This window comes from Bradyrhizobium ganzhouense (genome assembly GCF_049949285.1).
GTDB classification, from domain to species: domain Bacteria; phylum Pseudomonadota; class Alphaproteobacteria; order Rhizobiales; family Xanthobacteraceae; genus Bradyrhizobium; species Bradyrhizobium ganzhouense.
On sequence record NZ_CP181318.1, the window covers coordinates 7,371,855 to 7,390,284 of the forward strand.

Genomic DNA, 18,430 nt, shown 5'->3' on the forward strand with positions numbered 1-18,430 from the left:
GTTCAGCGCGCCGGGACGGCCACACCCATAATGGCGAGTGCGCGCCGTGGATTGCCGGCGAGCAGCGGTCCGAACGCAGCTGCAAAGCCGAGAAACGCGACGATCCAGCCGCACGCGGCGGTGTGCAGCTGCACATCGCTCTGCGCGGGCAACACCACGGCAGCGACCCGCGCCAGTGCCGCGAGGACGATCGCGACGTAGATGGCTTGCGTCGCCAGTGACGCAGTCAGCGCCTGCCCGGTATGGCCGAGGCTCGCGCGCGTCATCACCGCGAGCGTCATGATTCCGGCCGCGCCCGTCATCCAGGCATGAATGCCCGCACTCGGCGGCAGCGCACCGAAGCCGGCCAAGGCGTTCAGGAGGAAGCCGAGAGGTACGAAGACGTAGCCGACATGCAGGATCAGCAGCAGCCGTTCGCGCGTGGTGCGATCACCGGCCCAGCGCGCGAGCCGCACCAGGTGCAACGTGCCGACAAGTGCCATCGCAACACCGGTGACCCAATTGAGCGGCGCCACGATCCACGCGACAAGCGCCAGCGCGCTCAGCCCGATCACCACGCCGTCGAACCGTCCGAACGGCACCGGCAGGCGGCCGGGGTTGAACTTGACCAGCCAATTGCGGGTGAAGCTCGGGATGATGCGGCCGCCGATCAGCGAAATCAGCAGCACGACCACGCCGATCCCGACGCGAATGCTGACATCGGCTGCACCTTCGACATGCGCTTCGAGATGGAAGGCGACATTGCCGGCAAGCAGCACCAGCACGAGCACCACGACCGGCAGATTGCGCCAATTGCCGCCGGCGATGATCTCGCGCGTTGCGGCCGCAACGACCAGCGCCAGAAAGGCGGCATCGACGACAAGCGCGAACGCCCAGCCGATCTCGGCGGACAGAACCACCGCGGCGCGCCCGGTGAGCCAGACCACCAGCAGCGCGCCCAGCGACGTGCCCTGGATCGGCAGCCGTCCGGTCCAGTTCGGGATCGCCGTGAACAGGAACCCGGTGATGACCGCCGGCAGAAAGCCATACAGCATCTCGTGGACATGCCAGTCCCGTGGCGCGAAGGCGGACGTCACCGACAGCTCACCATAGAACATCGGCAGCCAGACCAGGATCGACAGCCCCGCCTGGATCGCGGCGAGCAAGAAAAAGGGCCGAAAGCTGTTCGCAAACAGCGGCCAGCCCTGAAAATTACGGGATCGGGCGCCTGCCATGGGGCAACTCCTGTGAATTCGGACCGTCACTTGGATCCTTATTTGGAAAAATACTGCCGTCCGGCCGGCACGTTTTGCGCTATCGCAAACTATCGGACGATTGCAGGTGCCATCACACTCCCGAGCGCCAAGGAGGCAGAATGGTCAAGGTCGACACATCGCTGGTTGCGCATTTGCCGCTGTTTGCCGGCGTCAAACCGGAGGATCTCGACGAGATCCTGCGCGAGGCCCGCTCGGCGCGCTATCCCAGGAACACCGCCATTTTCGAGCAAGGCGCGGACGCACAGTCCTTCTTCCTGCTGCTGCACGGCCATGTCCGCGCCGCCAAGACCACGCCGACCGGCGAGCAGATCGTGGTGCGCTATGTCGCGCCCGGCGAAACCTTCGGGCTCGCGATGGCGATTGGCGCCGCGCAGTATCCGGCGACCGCGATGGCGGTCGACGACAGCGTCGTGCTGATCTGGCCGAATTCGGCCTGGCCGCGGCTGATCGCGCGGTTTCCCGCGCTTGCCGCCAACACGATGCAGACCGTCGGCAAGCGGCTGCAGGAGAGCCACACCCGCATCCTGGAAATGTCGACCCAGCAGGTCGAGCAGCGCGTCGCGCATGCGCTGCTGCGGCTCGCCAGCCAGTCCGGCAAAAAGCTCGACCACGGCATCGAGATCGACTTCCCGATCAGCCGCCAGGACATCGCGCAGATGACCGGCACAACGCTGCACACGGTGAGCCGCATCCTCAGCGGCTGGGAGAGCCAGGGCCTTGTCGAGAGTGGCCGCCAGCGCATCATCCTGCGCGATCCGCACAGGATCGTCGTGCTGGCAGAGCGCAACCCGGACAGCGGCATGACGTGACGATAGGGGTGAGGGTGCTCTCGCTTACGGCGAAAGCTCGCCCTCACCCGGGACTCCGCGCACCCCGCGCAGACTCCAATTCACGTCATGCCGGCACGCATTGGCTCAGCGCGGCCAAGAATTTGTCGCGGTCGATGCCGTGCTCGCGGCAGGCGTCGTCCACGGTGTGGAAGGTCGCGATCGGACAGCCGACACAGGCCATCCTGAAGGCGAGGAACACGCGGATCGTGTGCGGCGCCGTACGCATGATGTCATCGACCAGATCGTCGGATCGGAAGGGCATGGACAACTCCGTTCCGAACTGACGATAGCGGAGCGGGGCTGAGTTTCTTTGTGGAAGCGCAAGCTGACGGCCACTACACCGCCCGGCTGTGCAACTGCTTGCCCGGATCCAGATGCGCATCGAACGCGGCTGCAACGCTGCGGACGAGGAAGCGCGAGTCGCTCGCGACCGCGAGGCGATCGCCGTCCAGCCTCACCACACCGTCTGAAATCAGCGGCTTCAGCCGCGACGCAGACCTGAGCATCACCTCCGGCTCTGCGCCATGACGCGCGCAGATGTCGCCGAGATCGGCGCCGAACTCGCACATGATGCGCTCGATGATGTCGGCACGCAGCCGGTCGTCATCGGTGAGCCCATAGCCCTTCGCGGTGGCGAGGCGGCCATCCGCGATGCCCTGCGCATAAGCACCGATCTGCACCGCGTTCTGGACATAGCCCTGCGGCAGATGTCCGATCGCGCTGGCGCCGAAGCCGAGCAGGACCTCGCCCTGGTCGGTGGTGTAGCCCTGGAAATTGCGCCGTAGCGTCCCCTGCTCGAACGCGACCGCCATGGCGTCGTCGGGGCGCGCGAAATGGTCGAGCCCGATCTGCACATAGCCGGCCTCCGTCAGCGCATTGGCGATGGCGCAGGCCTGGTCATGACGCGCAAGGCCGTCGGGCAGATGATCCTCATTGATCATGCGCTGGTGCTTCTTGAATTCAGGCACATGCGCATAGCCGAACACCGAGAACCGGGCCGGTGCGAGTTCCAGCGAACGTCGCACCGTATCCAGGCAGGACACGATGGTCTGGTGCGGCAGGCCGTAGATCAGATCGAAATTGATCCCCTTGATGCCGGCGCACTGGAGCATGTCGACGACGGAGGCGGTCTGTTCAAAGCTCTGCACGCGGTTGATCGCGCGTTGCACGACGGGATCGAAGCTTTGAACGCCGAGGCTCGCGCGATTGACGCCGGCGAGCCGCATGGCCTCCACCATCTCGGCGGTCAGCGTGCGCGGGTCGATTTCGACCGCGATCTCGGCCGAGGGCAGCACGAAGAACGCGTGACGCATCACCGCCATCAACTCGGCAAAGGCGTCCGGAGCCATGATTGTCGGCGTGCCTCCGCCGAAATGGATGTGCTCGACCTTGATGCGGCGGCCGATCGTGTCCACGACCTGCGCAATCTCGCTGAGCAGCGTGCGTTGATAAGCCGCGATCAGACCGTCGCGGCGGACGATCTGGGTATGGCAGCCGCAATACCAGCACATCTCGCGACAGAACGGTACGTGCAAATAAAGCGATGCACTGGCGTTCGAGGAAAGCTCGGACAACCAGCGTGCGTAGGTGTCGGCACCGATCACCGGCGAGAAGTGCGGCGCGGTCGGATAGCTCGTGTAACGCGGCAATCTCTCTTCGCCGTAGCTCGCTGCGAGGTCAGTCCTCATATCTTGCTCATTCGTAAATTGATGCGGCTTGCGGTTACGGCAAGCGCCGGATGGCACTGGATTACCCGCTTTCGAACCCAGGACCTTGCGCTCGCTCAAAGTCCGAGCGCCGTGCCGCACTTCGGCACACCTCTTAAGGATTTTACCGGAGGCGAATCCGGCAGAACCTTGTCGCAGCGCAAACACTCTTGCCGCAACGGGCGCACACTGCATCCGTCATCAAAACCCTTTCACATGAAGGATGCTTTACGATGTTCACCCGCAGAGCCGCATTGATCGGCGCCGCCGCGAGCGCCCTGATGCTCGCGACACCCGCCTTCGCTGCCGGCGATCTCAAGCTGCCGCGGCAGAAGGTCGAGCTGGTCGCCCCGCCCTTCGTGCATGCGCACGAGCAGGCCACGACACAGGGCCCCAAGATCATGGAGTTCAAGCTCACGATCGAAGAGAAAAAGGTCGTCATCGACGACAAGGGCACCACCTTTCAGGCGATGACTTTCAACGGCTCGATGCCCGGCCCGCTGATGGTCGTGCACGAAGGCGACTATGTCGAAGTGACGCTGGTCAATCCCGCGACCAATACCATGCCGCACAACATCGACTTCCACTCCGCGACCGGCGCACTCGGCGGCGCCGAGCTGACGCTGGTCAATCCCGGCGAACAGGTCGTGCTACGCTGGAAGGCAACGCGGACCGGCGTGTTCGTCTATCACTGCGCGCCGGGCGGCCCGATGATCCCCTGGCACGTCGTCTCCGGCATGAACGGCGCCGTGATGGTGCTGCCGCGCGACGGACTGAACGACGGCAAGGGCCACGCGCTGAAATACGACAAGGTCTACTATGTCGGCGAGCAGGACATGTACGTGCCCCGCGACGAGAAGGGCAATTTCAAGTCCTACGACTCGCCGGGCGAGGCCTTCACCGACACCGAAGAGGTGATGAAGAAGCTGATCCCCTCGCACGTCGTGTTCAACGGCAAGGTCGGCGCGCTCACCGGCAAGAACGCGCTGACGGCCAAGGTCGGCGAGACCGTGCTGATCGTGCATTCGCAGGCCAACCGCGACAGCCGTCCGCATTTGATCGGCGGCCATGGCGACTATGTCTGGGAGACCGGCAAGTTCTCCAACCCTCCGGAGACCGGACTCGAAACCTGGTTCATCCGCGGCGGCTCGGCGGGGGCAGCGATGTACAAGTTCCTGCAGCCCGGCATCTACGCCTATGTCACGCACAATCTGATCGAGGCCGCCGATCTTGGCGCCACCGCGCACTTCAAGGTCGAAGGCAAGTGGGACGACGATCTGATGACCCAGGTGAAGGCGCCTGCGGAGATACCGGCTCCCAATACCAACTAGATGCGACAAGGGGCCGGCCAACGCCGGCCCCTTCTTCTTTCGGGGGAATCACCATGCTGTTTGCATTCAAGCTCAAGTTGCTCCTCGCCTGTGCGGCCGGCTTCGCCGGACCGCTGGCTGTTGCGCCCCTGGTCTCGGAGATGACGACGCGCGGCACGCAAGACGAGCCTGCGATCGTCGAGATCGCGCGGGGCAGCTTCGCCTATCGCGAAGCTGGCGATTTCACGCGCGCCGGGCAGCAGGCCGAGGCGCCGCTGCGCACACTGCAATTCACGCGGCCGCTTCACATCATGCGCGAGCAGGTCTCCTCCGCCGACTACCAGCTTTGCGTGCAGGACGGCGAATGCCACGCGCTTGATCGTGGCGTGGTGATCGCGCCCGACCGCCCCGCGGTGCAGGTGAGCTGGCACGATGCACAGGCCTATGCCAGCTGGCTGTCGCGCACGACCGGCCACCATTACCGCCTGCCGAGCGATGCGGAATGGGCCTTTGCGGCGGGCTCGAAGTTCAGGGATGACGGCGCGCCGGTCGACGCAGGCGATCCCGCCAAACGCTGGATCAGCCGCTACGAGCGCGAATCCGAACGCGACCTCTCCGACACCACGGCCTATCCGTTCGGCAAGTTCGGCCTGAACGAGCGTGGCGTGTCCGATCTCGCCGGCAATGTCTGGGAGTGGACCTCGACCTGCTTCGTGCGTTCGCGGGTCGACGAAGCCGGCAAGGCCGGCCGCCCGACGGTCAATTGCGGCGTGCGCGTCGCCGAGGGCGCGCACCGCGCCTATGTCACCGACTTCATCCGCGACGCCCGCGCCGGCGGCTGCGCGCAAGGCGTGCCACCTGCCAATCTCGGCTTCCGCCTCGTGCGTGAGGAGCGGTCGTGGGTGGCGAGCGTATCGGCAAGGTGGGTGTGGGCGGCGCGGTCATAGCCGAATCTCGCGCGTGAACTGGAAGGGCCGCAGCCGCGCCTCATCCTCGGTCATTGCGAGCGAAGCGACGCGATCCAGAGTCCCTCCGCGGAGGCAGCCTGGATTGCTTCGTCGCAAGAGCTCCTCGCAATGACGGTTTAGAGGCAGCGCGTCCCACACAAACAAAAATGGCCGGGACGAAGCCCGGCCATTCCTAATCGTTCGCGATCGTTGCCCTACGTGTTCTTCAGCGCGACGCGGAATTCGGCTTCGGTCTTGGCCTTGACCTCGTCGAGCGTGACGCCGTCGGCGAGTTCGATCAGCGCCATGCCGCCGTCACCGTGCTTGTCGATGGTGAACACGGCGAGATCGGTGACGACCATGTCGACCACGCGCTCGCCGGTCAGCGGCAGATTGCACTTTTTCAGCAGCTTGGCGCCGTCCTTGGCGGAATGCTCCATCACCACGACGACGCGCTTGACGCCGGCGACGAGGTCCATCGCGCCGCCCATGCCCTTGACCATCTTGCCGGGGATCATCCAGTTGGCGAGATCGCCGTTCTGGGCCACCTGCATGGCGCCGAGGATCGACAGATCCATGTGGCCGCCGCGGATCATGCCGAAGGAATCCGCGCTGGAGAAATAGGAGGTCGACGGCAGCTCGCTCACGGTCTGCTTGCCGGCATTGATCAGATCGGCGTCCTCTTCGCCCTCATAGGGGAACGGGCCCATGCCGAGCATGCCGTTCTCGCTCTGGAGGCTGACGTCGACACCGTCAGGGATGTAGTTCGAGACCAGCGTCGGGATGCCGATGCCGAGATTGACGTAGTAGCCGTCGCGCAATTCCTTCGCGGCGCGCGCAGCCATTTGTTCACGGGTCCAGGCCATCTTTGTGCTCCTGTCGATTCTTTAGTGGCGCATGATCTGATCGGAAAACCGGCTTCCACTTTTCCGGATCATGCGCTGGTGCGCGGGCGGGTGTTGCGGAATTCGATGCGCTTGTTGGCCGTGCCGACCTCGACGATGCGCTTCACGAAGATGCCGGGCGTGTGGATGTGGTCGGGATTGAGTTCGCCCGCCGGAACCAGATGCTCGACCTCGGCCACCGTGATCTTGGCGGCGGTCGCCATCATCGGGTTAAAATTGCGCGCGGTCTTGCGGTAAATCAGGTTGCCGGCGGTATCACCCTTCCAGGCGTGCACGATGGCGAGGTCGGCGAACAGGCCGCGCTCCATCAGATACTTCTCGCCGTCGAACTCCTTCACTTCCTTGCCTTCGGCGATTAGCGTGCCGACGCCGGTCTTGGTGTAGAAGGCCGGGATGCCGGCGCCGCCGGCGCGGATGCGCTCGGCCAGCGTGCCCTGCGGATTGAATTCGAGTTCCAGCTCGCCGGCGAGGAATTGCTGGGCGAACAGCTTGTTCTCGCCGACATAGGACGAAATCATCTTCTTGATCTGGCGGGTTTCCAGCAGGCGCGAGAGCCCGATGCCGTCGACGCCGGCATTGTTCGAGACAACGGTCAGACCCTTGACGCCGGAGTCGCGGATCGCGTCCGACAGCGCCTCGGCGATGCCGCAGAGGCCGAAGCCACCCGACATGATCATCATGTTGTCCTTGAGAACGCCCTCAAGAGCCGATTTGGCGTCGGGATAGACCTTGTTCATGCAAAAAACCCTCGACTGAAGCTGCGGCCTGCAGGCGTCGCGCCCTTATTGGCGGCGATTATTAGGCGAAATCGTCCGAAGCCGTCAATGATACGGGGTTCTCCGTTCCGAGAGCCGGTGGTAGAAGCTGCCCACGCTGTGGGCAGACCCGTCCCCGGCCTTGAAAGCGACAAGAAAACCCATCAAGTTGCGGGGGTTGGGCGTGGGGGCGTGCAGGTTTCCCGCTCCGCCCTTCCGGCTCCAGCGACCAACCCGATCAGGACATGCCATTGACCATGGCCCAAGGAATGAAGCGCCTCGGGACGCCGATCGCGGCGCTGCTCGGCGTCGCGCTGATCGCCCTGATCGCGACCTCCTGGCTCATCAACCGCGACGCGCTGCGCAAGGCCGTGGAAGCGCAGATTCGCGACGTCACCGGGCTCGAGCTCAGCGTAGCCGGCAACATCGACATTTCCGTGCTGCCGGCGAGCTACATCTCCTTCCATGACGTCGGCCTGAAGGGCGGCGGCACCGCCGACCCCGCGCTCCATGTCGACGTGCTCACCGCCAATCTCAGGCTCTTGCCGCTATTGCTGCAACGGTTCGAGATCGCCGACCTGACGCTGCTGCGGCCGCACATCCATGTCAGCCTGAAGCCGGACGGCGAGAGCAACTGGACGCCCTTCATCCAGACCATCGCCCGCACCATGAAGCCCGGCGCCGACAGCCAGGTCTCGTTCTCCGAGATCAGGATCCAGGACGGCTTACTCGACTATTTGGACGTCGCCACGAACGCCACCGAGAAGTTCGAGGACATCGACCTGTCGCTGGCCTGGCCCTCGATCTCGCGCTCCTTTGCCGCGACCGGGCAGTTCGACTGGCGCGGCGAGCGCGTCGACGGCTCGATCAGCTTTGCCGATTTCGTCGCCGCGCTTTCGGGCGACCGCTCCGGATTGAAGGCGCGGATCGCCAGCGCGCCGCTCAAGCTCGCCTTCGACGGCAGCGTCGCCAACCGCACCAGCCCGATGATGGAGGGCACGCTCACCATCGACAGCCCGTCCTTGCGCAACGCGTTGCGCTGGACCGGCCAGCCGCAGCCCGGCAGCGGCGGCTTCGGCCGCTTCGCGCTGAAGGCTCGCGCCAATGTCGTCGGCGCCTCGATTGCGCTCACCAATGTCAATGTCGAGCTCGACGGCAACACCGCCGAAGGCGTCATGACTTACGCCAATAACGGCCGGCAGACGCTGCAGGCGACGCTCGCCGCCGACGCGCTCGACTTCACGCCCTATATCTCCACCTTCCGCCTGCTCGCGAGCGGCGCGCGCGACTGGAACAGGCAGCTGTTCGATCTCAACGGGCTTTCCAGCACCGACCTCGACATGCGCCTCTCGGCCGCCAAGCTGACTGTCGGCCCCACGAAGCTCGGCCGCACCGCGATCGGCGCGAACTTGCGCAACGGCACGCTGGCGCTCTCGGTCGGCGAGGCACAGGTCTATGGCGGCATCGCCAAGGGCTCGTTCGGCATCTCGCGGTCCGACAGTGTCGCCGACATCAAGGCGCAATTCCAGTTTACCGACGTCGACCTCCAGGCCTGCGCCTCCGAACTGTTCGGCCTCAACAAGCTGTCCGGCCGCGGCAATATCAACGTGTCGCTCCTTGCTTCCGGCTCGAGCCCGTTCGGCCTGGTGCAGTCGCTCGACGGCACCGCCACCGTGACCGGGCATGACGGCGCGATCGCGGGCTTCAACGCCGAGCAGCTCTTGAAGCGGCTGGAGCGTCGGCCGTTGTCCGGCGGCGGCAATTTCCGCAACGGCTCGACGCCCTTTGACAACCTCACCATCGCCGTGAAATTCGCCGACGGGATCGCCACCGCCGAGGACATCCGTATCGAAGGGCCGGCAGCGAAGATCACACTGACCGGCACCGCATCCGTGCCGACGCGCGAATACGACATGAAGGGTGTGGCGAGCCTCAACACAACGTCCGGCTTTCAACTGCCCTTCATGGTGCAGGGTCCCTGGGACGATCCGCTGATCTTCCCCGATCCCGAGGCCCTGATCCGCCAGTCGCCTGCGGCGTCTCCTTTCCTCGACCTCTTGAAGCAGCGCATCACCGGCGGAAAGCGACAGGCCCCAGAGGGATCGCCGACCGCGGAGAACGCCAAAGAGGGTGCGAAGTCCAACTGAGGACGGCGTCCGCGACATCAGCGAATTGATCGGGGCGAATTGATGCGGCGATCGCATCGATGCCCGCGTTAAGCATCTCCTTTGGCCCGATACCCCTCGACCTAGGTCTGACAACATGCCGCTAGATCGGATAGCGGCCATGGGCTAGTGTTTTATCCGACCGGTTAAAACACCGGCGGCTTGAGGGAGAAAAACGTGAAATCCAAGGTTATTGGCGCAGTATCACTGGCGGTCGCTGCGGCCGGGCTGTTCGCAGCCGCTGCACCCGCATTTGCGCAGCAAAAGACGATTACGGTCTGGTGGGGCAAGGGCTTCTATCGCTCCGAAGACGACGCGCTGCTCGACACGATCAAGAAGTTCGAAGCCAAGACCGGTATCAAGGTCGAATTGTCGCAGTACGCGATCCAGGACATGATTCCGAAGACGGTCGCCGCGCTCGACGCCGGCACCGTGCCCGATGTCGCCTATTCCGATTCCTACGACGTGCAGGCGCAGGGCAAGTGGGCCTATGAGGGCAAGCTCGAGGACCTGACCGACGTCATGGAGCCGATCAAGGACCGGTTCGTGCAGAACACGCTGGACGCCTCGATCCTCTATAACGACGTCACCAAGAAGAAGGCCTACTACGGCTTCCCGCTGAAGCAGCAGAGCATGCACGTCCAGATCTGGAACGACATGCTGGAGAAGGCCGGCTTCAAGCAGAGCGACATCCCGACCGACTGGGCGGGCTACTGGACGTTCTGGTGCGACAAGGTGCAGCCGGGCATCCGCAAGGCCACCGGCCAGCGCATCTATGCCGTCGGCCAGCCGATGGGCGTGGAATCCACCGACGCCTTCCAGTCGTTCTACACCTTCATGGACGCCTATCACGTCAAGCTGGTCGACGACGACGGCAAGTTGCTGGTCGACGATCCCAAGGTGCGCGAAAACCTGATCAGCGCGCTGAAGGACTACACCGACACCTACATCAAGGGCTGCACCCCGCCGTCCTCGACGACCTGGAAGGATCCGGACAACAACGTCGCCTTCCACAACAAGACCATCGTGATGACCCACAATTTCACGATCTCGATCGCGGCGAAGTGGTACGAGGACTCGCAGAACCAGGCGCTGACGCAAGAGCAGCGCGACGCCGGCAAGAAGGCCTATGAGCAGGACATCATCACAGCGTCCTTCCCGAAGGCGCCGGATGGTTCGACCATCCGCTACCGCTCCGACGTCAAGACCGGGCTAATCTTCACCGCAGCCAAGAACAAGGCCGAGGCCAAGCAGTTCATCAGCTTCCTGCTCCAGGAAGAGAACGTCCGTCCCTACATCGAGGGCGCGCTCGGCCGCTGGTTCCCGGTGACCAAGGAAAGCCAGGAGAGCCCGTTCTGGCAGGCTGACAAGCACCGCAAGGCCGTGTACGCGCAGTTCAAGGGCGGCACCGCGCCGTTCGACTTCACCAAGAACTGGAAGTTCACGATCCTGAACAACGAGAACATCTGGGCCAAGGCGATGAACCGGGTCGTCAGCGAGAAGGTCCCGGTCGACAAGGCCGTCGACGAGATGATCGTCCGCATCAAGCAGGTTGCAGGCTAAGTTCTCCTTCTTCCTCTCCCCGCTGGCGCGGGGAGAGGCAAAACGCTAACACCGGCCGCCTCGTGCGGCCGGAAGTCCTTTCAAAGAGTCCCAAAAGAATGGCGATCACGCTCTCTGGCGATCAGTCGATTCCCGCCCCGCCCCTGTCGCCGCGGCTGACCCCGGCGCAGGTCTGGGGCATCGTGCTGCTCGCGCCCTATCTGCTCGTTTTCCTCGCCTTCGTTGTCTATCCCGTCTGCTACGGGCTTTGGCTGGCGCGGGCCCCTTCGAACTATGTCGCGCTCTATAACGACCCGATCTTCGCGCGCGCCGCGGTCAACACGCTGATCTTCCTGGTCATCGGCATCAACATCAAGATGCTGATCGCGCTGTTCCTGTCCGGCTTCTTCGCCCAGCAGCGCACCTGGATCAAATGGCTCTCGGTGATCTTCATCCTGCCCTGGGCGGTGCCGTCGATCCCGACCATCCTGTCGGTGCGCTTTATGTTCAACCCCGAATGGGGCGTGGTCAACCACCTCATTTTTTCTTTGACCGGCGATGACGGCCCGAACTGGCTGAACGACCCGACCGTGGCCCTGAGCATGGCAATCGGAGTGCACATCTGGAAATCGCTGCCGTTCTGGACGCTGATCCTGATCACCGGGCGCCTCGCGATCGCGCACGACCTGTTCGAAGCCGCCGAAGTCGACGGCGCGAGCTGGTGGCAGAAATTCCGCTTCATCACCTGGCCGTCGATGCAGACACTCTACATCACCTGCACGCTGCTCTCGATGATCTGGACGCTCGGCGACTTCAACAGCGTCTATCTGCTCACCGGCGGCGGCCCGGCCGACCTCACGCATGTGCTGTCGACGCTCGGCATTCGCTATCTCCGGCTCGACCAGCTCTCGCTCGCGATGGCCTCCATCGTCTGCGCGATGCCGTTCGTCCTGCCGCTCGTGTACTTCATGATGAAACGGTTGTCGCGATGAAGCTTCCCTCTCTCCGTGACGTCGCGACGGAAGCGCGGCTGCTGCTGATCGGCATTCCCGTCTTCCTGTGGACGATGATCCCGATCTACCACATGTTCCTGTTCGCGATCTCCCCGAAGGAAGACGCGTTCTCGGGCAAGCTGTGGCCGGACCATCCGACGCTGCACAACTTCGAAATCGTGTTCAAGCAGCAGCATTATTTCCTGCGCGACTTCTACGCGCAATTCTGGAATTCGCTGGTGATCGCGGCCGCCGTCGGCGTGCTGACGCTGGTCATCGCCACGGCCGCAGCGTTCTCGATCTCGCGGCTGAAGGTGCCGGGCGGGCGCATGGTGCTGAACCTCGCGCTGTTCACCTATTTCATCCCCGCGGCGTTCCTCGCGGTGCCGATGTACCGCACCATGGGCAATTACGGCCTGCTCAATAATCATTGGTCGCTGATCCTGGCGATGGTGACGATCGCCAGTCCTTACGCGATCTGGGTGCTCAAGCAGGCCTCCGACAAGCTGCCGGTCGAACTGGATGAAGCCGCGGTGATGGACGGCGCCACCACGCCGCAGATCTTCCGCCTGGTCTATCTGCCGCTGATGATGCCCTCGCTGGTCGCGATCGGCACCTATGCGGTGCTGCTCGCCTGGAACGAATATCTCTACGCGTTCCTGCTGCTCTCGAACGATCGCGAGATCACGCTCCCCGTCGCACTCGGCAACTTCCTCGCCGCCGACGACTCGCCCTGGGAGCTGCTGATGACCACCGGCTTCATCTACGCGCTGCCGCCGGCCGCGGTCTATTACGCCTTCCGCCGCTACATGGTGGGCGGGCTGACGGCGGGCGCCGTGAAGTCCTAGACATCGGCTGCGCGCTTCCTGCGGTAAGCGATCAGGAGCGCGATCATCGAGCCGAAGAAATAGCCGGCGGTCGCGCCCGAGATGGCGCGGCCGACGATGAAGGCAACGGCGCGGTCGCCTGCGTCGATGGCCGAGATCACGCTCACCGCGTACTGCAGAGTAAACACGATGAGATTGCGGATCAGCCCGAACGCGCTCCCCGGACGGATGATCTCACCCGTCTTATGATCCACGTCGAACGGACGCGGCGTCAGCGCGCCGAGAGGCAGGAGCACGAGCGCCGCTACGATCCACGCGACGAGCGGCCATGGATTATCCTGCTGACCAAGGCCGATCCGCGAGACGCCCCAAACGATAAACACGACGGGGACGATCAGCGCACGCCAGATCGGAACCATGCGCGGCTGCATCGCCTTGATGCCCTGCCAGACCAGATAGGCGAGCAGGATCCAGACCCAGGGCGGCGTATGGATCAGGATCTGATAGGCGAACATCATGACGACCTCCGGATCACAGCGGCGCCGCGCTCTCGCCCTGCGAGCTCGACAGCTTTGACGCAAGCGAGGCGATAACGATGACGACGGCGATCAGGGCGATCACCAGCGTGCAGATCGCATTGATCTCGGGCTTCACCCCCAGTCGCACCTCGGAATAAATCCGGATCGGCAGCGTCGCCGAGCCGGGCCCTGTGGTGAAGCTCGCAATCACGAGATCGTCGAGCGAGAGCGTGAAGGCGAGCATCCATCCGGCGGCGATCGCAGGCGCGATCAACGGCAGCGTCACCGACAGGAAGGCGCGGACGGGGGCGCAGCCGAGGTCCATCGCCGCCTCCTCCAGCGAGCGGTCGAGCGAGCCGAGGCGCGACTGCACGACGACGGCGACGAAGCACATGGTCAGCGTGGTGTGGGCGATCGTCACCGTCCAGAAGCCGCGCTCGGCGTTCAGCGCGACGAACAGCAGCAGCAGCGACAATCCCGTGATCACCTCCGGCATCACCAGCGGCGCATAGAGCATGCCGGAGAACAGGGTGCGGCCGCGAAAACGCTCGCCGCGCGACAGCGCCACGGCAGCCAGCGTACCGATCAGCGTGGCGATGGTCGCGGACGCAACCGCGACCCGCAAGCTCATCCAGGACGCCTCGATCATGGCGCGGTCATTGAAGAACTCATGATACCAGCGCAGCGACCAGCCGCCCCACACCGTCACCAGCCGCGAGGCGTTGAAGGAATAGATGACGAGAATGAGGATCGGCAGATAGAGGAAGGTGAGCCCGAGCGCGAGCGAGGCGATATTGAAGCGGGACAGGCGGGAGACTTTGCGCATCTCACTGCTCCCCCAACTGCCGCCGCTGCAGCCGCTCGTAGAGCAGAAGCGGCAGCAGCAATACCACGAGCAGCACGATCGCCGCGGCGGACGCAACCGGCCAATCCTTGTTGGTGAAGAATTCGAGCCACAGCGTCTGGCCGATCATCAGCGAGTTGGAGCCGGCCAGAAGATCCGGGATCACGAACTCGCCGACGATCGGGATGAAGCACAAGAGCACGCCGGCGCCGACGCCCGGCAGCGACAAGGGAAAGGTGACGAGCCAGAACACCTGCCACGGCGGCGCGCCGAGATCGCCTGCCGCCTCCTCCAGCGCCGGCTCCATCTTGGCAAGCGTGGCGTAGAGCGGCAGGATCATGAACGGCAGATAGGAATAGACGATGCCGATATACATCGCGGTGTCGGTGGACAGCCACACCACCGGCTGGCCGACCAGATGCAGCGCCAACAGGATCTGATTGAGCAGGCCGTCATGCTGGAGGATGTTGATCCAGGCATAGATGCGGATCAGGAACGAGGTCCAGAACGGCACGATCACCAGCACCATCGCCACCGCCTGCCAGCGCTTCGGCAGCCGCGCCATGCCATAGGCGATGGGATAGCCGATCAGCAGCAGCAACGCGGTCGCCATCACCGCAACGGTGAGGCTGCGCAGATAGGCGAACACATAAAGGTCGTCGGAGGCGAGCAGCCTGAAATTGTCGAGTCCCAGCGCGGCAAAGGCCGCCCGGATCGCGGCCCACCCCGCCGTCAGGTCGAACACCGGCTCGTAAGGCGGCTGCGCGATTGCCGTCTGCGACAGGCTGATCTTCAGCACGAAGCCGAACGGCACCAGGAAGAACAGCACCATCCAGACATAAGGCGCGATCGCGGCAAAGCGCGCCGGTCGCGCGAAAATCCGGCGCGCGCTCATGACGGCAGCACCACGCAATCGTCCGGCGTGAACCAGGCGACGATTTGCTGGTTCAGGCTATAGGCATCGACATCGAGGCGCGCGCTGTTGACGACGGACGCCTGCACCGTGCCGCCGGTATCGAGCTTCACCTTGTAGGTGGTGGTGCCGCCGAGATAGCAGATGTCGGCGATCACGCCGTCCAGCCGGTTGATCGCGGTTTCACGACCGGCCTCGCTCACGGGACCGCGACGCGACAGCTTGATCTTCTCGGGGCGGATCGCGACCGAAAACCTGCTCTCGCCGACAGGCTGGCGCGGTTCGGCGACCACCAGCGTGCCCGCATCGCGCGTGCCAATGATCAGGCGATGACCGTCGCGCAATTTGGACTCGGCGTCGAACAGATTGATGTCACCGACGAACTCCGCGATCCAGCGCGATCGCGGTGCCTCGTAGAGCTCGCGGGGGCCGGCGACCTGGGCGAGCTTGCCGGCATTCATCACGCCGATTCTATCAGCCATCGTCATCGCTTCTTCCTGGTCGTGGGTGACGATGATGAAGGTCATGCCGAGCCGGCGCTGCAGCTCCATCAGCTCCCCCTGCGTGCTTTCGCGCAACTTCTTGTCGAGGGCTGCGAGCGGCTCGTCGAGCAGCAACAATTGCGGCCGGCGCGCCAGCGCGCGGGCCAGCGCGACACGCTGGCGCTGGCCGCCGGAGAGCTGATCGGGCTTGCGCTTCTCCAGCCCCTCCAGCTTCACCAGCGCAACCATCTCCGCGACGCGCGTTGCGATGTCGGCGCGTGCCATGCCGGCGCGCTTGAGGCCAAACGCGATGTTGTCGCGCACCGAAAGATGCGGAAACAGCGCGTAATTCTGGAACATCATGTTGATCGGGCGCTCATGCGGCAGCGCATGCGCGATATCCTTGCCACCGAGCAGGATGCGTCCCTCGTCCGGCGCCTCGAAGCCCGCGAGCATGCGCAGCAGCGTGGTCTTGCCGCAGCCGCTGGGACCAAGCAGCGCAAAAAACTCGCCGGCCTTGATATCGAGCGATACGCCGTCGACCGCGCGGAATGTCCCGAACGTCTTGGCCACGCCCTCGATGCGCAGCAGCGGTTCGCCCGCGGCCGGATGCGCATCTCCAGCCGCATGGGCCGCGGCGTCCGTCCTGGGCAACTCGTCAATCATCGTCCCTGCCAACCCCAATGCCGCCGCACGCTAGCGGCGGATCGGCCTTTGCTCAACCGGTTCGGGATAACTTCCATTGCAGCCCTGTAGCCCGGATGGAGCGCCAGCGTAATCCGGGGCGGTCCATCGGAGGTAAGACTTTCCCGGATTGCGCTTCGCTCCATCCGGGCTACGTCAGGTTCACACCCGCCATGAACGCGGCCAGCGCATCGCGGTCCGCCGCCGGCATGGTCAGGCCGAGCTTGGAGCGGCGCCACAGGATGTCGTCCGGAAAGCGCGCCCATTCATGGGCCATGAGATAGCGCACCTCGGCGCCGGTCAGGTCGGGGCCAAAGGCCGGTCCCAGCTCATCGCGCGTCTTCGCCTCGCCAAGCATGGCCTGCAGTCGCGAGCCGTGGGCCGCGACCAGACGCCGGGCCTGCGGCTCGGAGAGAAACCGCCAGCGGTGGCGCGCGAGGTCGACCTCGGTCTCGAAACGATCCCAGGCAAAATCTCCGCCGGGCAGCGCTGCGCCGGCGGTCCAGCGCGGCGACATCGGATAGAACGGCGTCAGCCGCGTCACTGCCCGCTCCGCGCGCAGCCGCGAGGTCGTAACGTCGCCGCCGAACATCGTAAGCAGCGGCGCCTTGCGCCGGCGCGCGTGGAACAGAGTCGTGCCGTCGCGATGCCGCGCGGACGCGGGCGTCAAATTGACGCCGGAGACCGTGCGCACCACGTCGGTCGGGGCGACGCGCTCGCGGAAATAGCGGCTCACGGCCTCGCAGAGATAGCTGACATCGGCACCCGGCATCGCGACGATTGCGGGATCGCCGGTGAAATCATGCGTGACTGTGCCGACCAGCGTGAAATCACGCTCGAACGGGCTGGCAAAAATCAACCGTCCGTCGCTGTTCTGGAACACATAGACGTTGTCGGACTCGAACAGCCTGGGCACGACGATCTGGCTGATCTGCATCGCCGCCATGGCCGGCTGCGGCTGCCGCAGCACGGTCTCGGCGACCATCGACGTCCAGCCGCCGGTGGCATTGGCCAGCGCACGTGCCGTGACGACACGGCGATGGCCGCGGTCGACCAGCGCGAGCCGCCAGATGTCGGTCCTGTCGGCGCGCACGCAACGTGCCCCGGTCCGGATCGCGGCGCCACGCTCGGCGGCATCTAGCGCCGTGAGTACCACCAGGCGCGAATCGTCGACGACGCAGTCGGCATATTCGAACGCGATGCCGAACGGCCGTTTCAGCGCGTTGCCGACCGGATGATGCGTGATGTCGAGCGTGGTCGATCCGGGCAGGCCGCCGCGGTTCGTCAGCGCGTCATAAACATATAGCCCGGCGCGCAACAGCCATGGCGGGCGTTCGTCGGAATGGGCGGGGATCACAAAACTCATGGGCCGCACCAGATGCGGCGCGATCCGGAGCCAGGTCGCCCGCTCGGCCAGCGCCCGGCGCACCCGCCAGAAGCCACGGCGCTCCAGCACGGACAAGTCACCATGGATCAGCCGCGGTGTCGCCGACGAGGCAGCACCAGCCAGATCGCCCTGCTCGATCAGGATCACCCGCAGCCCGCGGCCGGCCGCATCACGCGCGAGGCTGACACCGTTCAGGCCGCCACCGATGATCGCGAGGTCGTAATCCGCCATGAAGCCGTCGAGTGGGAGCGAGACGAAACGCTCTCACCACTAGAGCCATTTCCGTTCCGATGAAATCGGAACGGGGCTCTAGATTCTTATTTTGACGCGTTTTCTTGACGCGAACCGGTGCCCACTTCGCTTGAAA

Annotated in this window: 17 protein-coding genes; 7 read left to right on the plus strand and 10 right to left on the minus strand. The window is 64.5% G+C overall.

Translation table 11 applies throughout. The features are described from left to right. Positions 1-2: 2 nt before the first annotated feature. Positions 3-1,214: an NnrS family protein gene (locus ACLFLU_RS34275; protein ID WP_426409114.1), complete on the minus strand. Its 1,212-nt coding sequence runs from the start codon at positions 1,212-1,214 to the stop codon at positions 3-5. Positions 1,215-1,354: 140 nt separating this feature from the next. Between ACLFLU_RS34275 and ACLFLU_RS34280 the strand changes: the two genes are divergently transcribed. Then, positions 1,355-2,065: a Crp/Fnr family transcriptional regulator gene (locus ACLFLU_RS34280; protein WP_426409115.1), complete on the plus strand. Its 711-nt coding sequence runs from the start codon at positions 1,355-1,357 to the stop codon at positions 2,063-2,065. 85 nt (positions 2,066-2,150) lie between these two features. Here the strand turns inward: ACLFLU_RS34280 and ACLFLU_RS34285 are convergent, their stop codons facing one another. Together ACLFLU_RS34285 and hemN are read right to left on the minus strand one after the other, a co-directional pair. Next, positions 2,151-2,348 carry a DUF1858 domain-containing protein gene (locus tag ACLFLU_RS34285; protein WP_426409116.1) on the minus strand — a complete coding sequence of 66 codons (198 nt, stop codon included), beginning with the start codon at positions 2,346-2,348 and terminating at the stop codon, positions 2,151-2,153. A 73-nt stretch (positions 2,349-2,421) separates the two neighbouring features. Continuing rightward, positions 2,422-3,774, minus strand: coding sequence for an oxygen-independent coproporphyrinogen III oxidase (hemN, locus tag ACLFLU_RS34290; RefSeq protein WP_426409117.1), 1,353 nt, complete (start codon positions 3,772-3,774; stop codon positions 2,422-2,424). Between the two features lie 251 nt (positions 3,775-4,025). Here hemN and nirK point away from each other — a divergent pair, with 251 nt between their 5' ends. Beyond that, a complete protein-coding gene (nirK, locus tag ACLFLU_RS34295) occupies positions 4,026-5,123 on the plus strand; it encodes a copper-containing nitrite reductase (RefSeq protein ID WP_426409118.1) in 1,098 nt (365 codons plus the stop codon). Positions 5,124-5,176: 53 nt separating this feature from the next. After that, complete coding sequence (locus ACLFLU_RS34300; protein ID WP_426409119.1) at positions 5,177-6,049, plus strand: SUMF1/EgtB/PvdO family nonheme iron enzyme; 873 nt, start codon at positions 5,177-5,179, stop codon at positions 6,047-6,049. 215 nt (positions 6,050-6,264) lie between these two features. Here ACLFLU_RS34300 and ACLFLU_RS34305 read toward each other — a convergent pair whose 3' ends face one another. Together ACLFLU_RS34305 and ACLFLU_RS34310 are read right to left on the minus strand one after the other, a co-directional pair. Continuing rightward, the gene (locus ACLFLU_RS34305; RefSeq protein WP_212298191.1) at positions 6,265-6,915 is read right to left on the minus strand and encodes a CoA transferase subunit B; all 651 of its coding nucleotides are present in this window, start codon (positions 6,913-6,915) and stop codon (positions 6,265-6,267) included. A gap of 68 nt (positions 6,916-6,983) precedes the next feature. Beyond that, on the minus strand, positions 6,984-7,691 hold the full coding sequence (locus tag ACLFLU_RS34310; protein WP_426409120.1) for a CoA transferase subunit A: 708 nt from the start codon (positions 7,689-7,691) through the stop codon (positions 6,984-6,986). Positions 7,692-7,966: 275 nt separating this feature from the next. Here ACLFLU_RS34310 and ACLFLU_RS34315 point away from each other — a divergent pair, with 275 nt between their 5' ends. From ACLFLU_RS34315 to ACLFLU_RS34330, 4 genes are all read left to right on the plus strand, one after another. Further along, positions 7,967-9,856: an AsmA family protein gene (locus ACLFLU_RS34315; RefSeq protein ID WP_426414129.1), complete on the plus strand. Its 1,890-nt coding sequence runs from the start codon at positions 7,967-7,969 to the stop codon at positions 9,854-9,856. Between the two features lie 195 nt (positions 9,857-10,051). Continuing rightward, entirely contained in the window at positions 10,052-11,437 is a 1,386-nt protein-coding gene (locus ACLFLU_RS34320; RefSeq protein WP_426409121.1) for an ABC transporter substrate-binding protein, read from the plus strand. Between the two features lie 98 nt (positions 11,438-11,535). Then, positions 11,536-12,408 carry a carbohydrate ABC transporter permease gene (locus tag ACLFLU_RS34325; RefSeq protein ID WP_426409122.1) on the plus strand — a complete coding sequence of 291 codons (873 nt, stop codon included), beginning with the start codon at positions 11,536-11,538 and terminating at the stop codon, positions 12,406-12,408. Then, a complete protein-coding gene (locus ACLFLU_RS34330) occupies positions 12,405-13,256 on the plus strand; it encodes a carbohydrate ABC transporter permease (protein ID WP_426409123.1) in 852 nt (283 codons plus the stop codon). Before ACLFLU_RS34325 ends, ACLFLU_RS34330 begins: the two co-directional genes overlap by 4 nt. On the opposite strand, the gene ACLFLU_RS34335 is transcribed toward ACLFLU_RS34330, so the two are convergent. The 5 genes from ACLFLU_RS34335 to ACLFLU_RS34355 form a co-directional block, all read right to left on the minus strand. Then, positions 13,253-13,753: a DUF6622 family protein gene (locus tag ACLFLU_RS34335; protein ID WP_426409124.1), complete on the minus strand. Its 501-nt coding sequence runs from the start codon at positions 13,751-13,753 to the stop codon at positions 13,253-13,255. The two genes, ACLFLU_RS34330 and ACLFLU_RS34335, sit on opposite strands and share 4 nt — an antisense overlap. Before the next feature lie 13 nt (positions 13,754-13,766). Beyond that, positions 13,767-14,579: an ABC transporter permease gene (locus ACLFLU_RS34340; RefSeq protein WP_426409125.1), complete on the minus strand. Its 813-nt coding sequence runs from the start codon at positions 14,577-14,579 to the stop codon at positions 13,767-13,769. Position 14,580: 1 nt separating this feature from the next. After that, positions 14,581-15,492 (minus strand): ABC transporter permease, encoded by a 912-nt coding sequence (locus ACLFLU_RS34345; RefSeq protein WP_426409126.1) that lies wholly within the window; start codon positions 15,490-15,492, stop codon positions 14,581-14,583. Next, entirely contained in the window at positions 15,489-16,658 is a 1,170-nt protein-coding gene (locus tag ACLFLU_RS34350; RefSeq protein WP_426409127.1) for an ABC transporter ATP-binding protein, read from the minus strand. The genes ACLFLU_RS34345 and ACLFLU_RS34350 overlap by 4 nt, the downstream gene beginning before the upstream one ends. 169 nt (positions 16,659-16,827) lie before the next feature. Next, positions 16,828-18,294, minus strand: coding sequence for a glycerol-3-phosphate dehydrogenase (locus ACLFLU_RS34355; protein WP_426409128.1), 1,467 nt, complete (start codon positions 18,292-18,294; stop codon positions 16,828-16,830). Positions 18,295-18,430 lie beyond the last annotated feature (136 nt).